The sequence below is a fragment of the Paenibacillus sp. P3E genome, assembly GCF_001909045.1.
Lineage (GTDB): Bacteria > Bacillota > Bacilli > Paenibacillales > Paenibacillaceae > Paenibacillus_AQ > Paenibacillus_AQ helianthi.
In genome coordinates this window covers 1-1,398 of sequence record NZ_LVWH01000107.1, presented here as the reverse complement: position 1 = coordinate 1,398, position 1,398 = coordinate 1, and the positions used below count along the sequence as shown (strand labels likewise).

The 1,398-nt window shown below is 41.2% G+C and carries 3 protein-coding genes; 1 reads left to right on the top strand and 2 read right to left on the bottom strand.

Annotated elements, in window-relative coordinates; translation table 11 throughout:
* Positions 1 to 388, top strand: a 388-nt coding sequence (locus tag A3842_RS10140; RefSeq protein ID WP_074101279.1) for a MepB family protein, incomplete at its 5' end; no start/stop codon positions are given.
* A gap of 95 nt (positions 389 to 483) precedes the next feature.
* Here A3842_RS10140 and A3842_RS10135 read toward each other — a convergent pair.
* Together A3842_RS10135 and A3842_RS10130 are read right to left on the bottom strand one after the other, a co-directional pair.
* Positions 484 to 759, bottom strand: a complete 276-nt coding sequence (locus tag A3842_RS10135) for an ATP-dependent DNA ligase (protein ID WP_074101278.1) — start codon at positions 757 to 759, stop codon at positions 484 to 486.
* A 109-nt stretch (positions 760 to 868) separates the two neighbouring features.
* The coding region (locus tag A3842_RS10130; RefSeq protein ID WP_256701646.1) for a hypothetical protein at positions 869 to 1,398 on the bottom strand (530 nt) is incomplete at its 5' end.

Genomic DNA, 1,398 nt, shown 5'->3' with positions numbered 1-1,398 from the left:
ATTATCTTCTAAAACAGTTCGATTCAGAGTTTCGAATATTACCCCTACCAAAGTAGGGCAGTTTGTTGCATTTTGGGAAAAGGACGAAAATAATCAAAATCAACCTTACTTATATGAGGAAGCCCCTGATTTATTAGTGATAACTAGCTTTAAAAATGAAAATGAGTTTGGGCAATTTATTTTTCCAAAAGAAATTCTTTTAAAACAGAACATTCTTAGGTCTACTTCAACAAGGGGCAAAATGGCAATAAGAGTTTATCCTAGCTGGGATAGTCCGAGTAGTAAACAAGCGATGAAAACTCAAAAATGGCAGTTACCCTATTTTGTTGATATGTGTATTCCGAATCAAATTTCCTTAGAAAAAGTAATAGAACTGTATTCTCTTTAAACCTCCGCAATCGGGCGCGATTATTGAAGATCATAGCCGGAAAATGATCAAACTTTAATATAAAAACTTCACGCCTGCACCGTTTATATGCGGCACTATGCCGTAGCTGCCAGTATCTCCTTGCGGCGTAGCAGTGGGCAATCCAGTGAGATATCCTGACCTTTGTACATCAAGATATCAAAGATGACGTAATAGGTCGGCAGGGTGGTTGTGAGCTGTATTATCTTGTCTGCCCGTCGGGCCTGGAAACGTCTCATAACAGCCTCGAAATCTGATACACCGGTGGCTGGATCTACGCATGCAGCCTCACCGTCCAAGATAATGTCATCAGTAAATGGGAGCTGAAGCTCGGGGTACTGCCGAGTGGGCATCTACAGCGTCCACTAATCGATCAAACACACCCAGGTAGTGCCGTACTACGGCATCACCTCACCAAAACAAAAAGAGCCGCATCGTAACACGGCTCTAATTAATATATACTTATTGCCCGCCTGTATTTGAAGCCCAGACAGGATACCAGCCTCTACCCAAGTCCTTTGTGTTGTAAAGAACTAAATTTCCGTCATCTTGAAGGATTAGCAGGTCACCCACGAGGTTTACTGGTACATTACCTTGTCCGTACCACGCATTAGCCCATGCATTATTGTCTGACGTCCAATACGGAGTATTATTCCAATCCATTAACTTAAGTCTTCCACTATATTGATCAATTCTGAGTTGTGATATTCTTAGGTCGCGGGTATTGGTGTGCCATATCATGGTGTGTGTGCCGTTACTCCATAGCTGAATATCTCCAGAAGGCATAAAATTCAGGGAATAAGTCATGTTGTTTGATACTAACGGAATCGCATTCGCAGTAAATGTTTCGCGAACCGTGAGACGTTCTCCAGCTGCAAATGTTGCAGGAGCAATAGGGAGCTGGATTATGAACACCGCAAATAAAAGTAGAATGATCTTTTTCATAATATCCTCTTTTCTGGAATATTTTATTATTTTCTCATCAACTATAT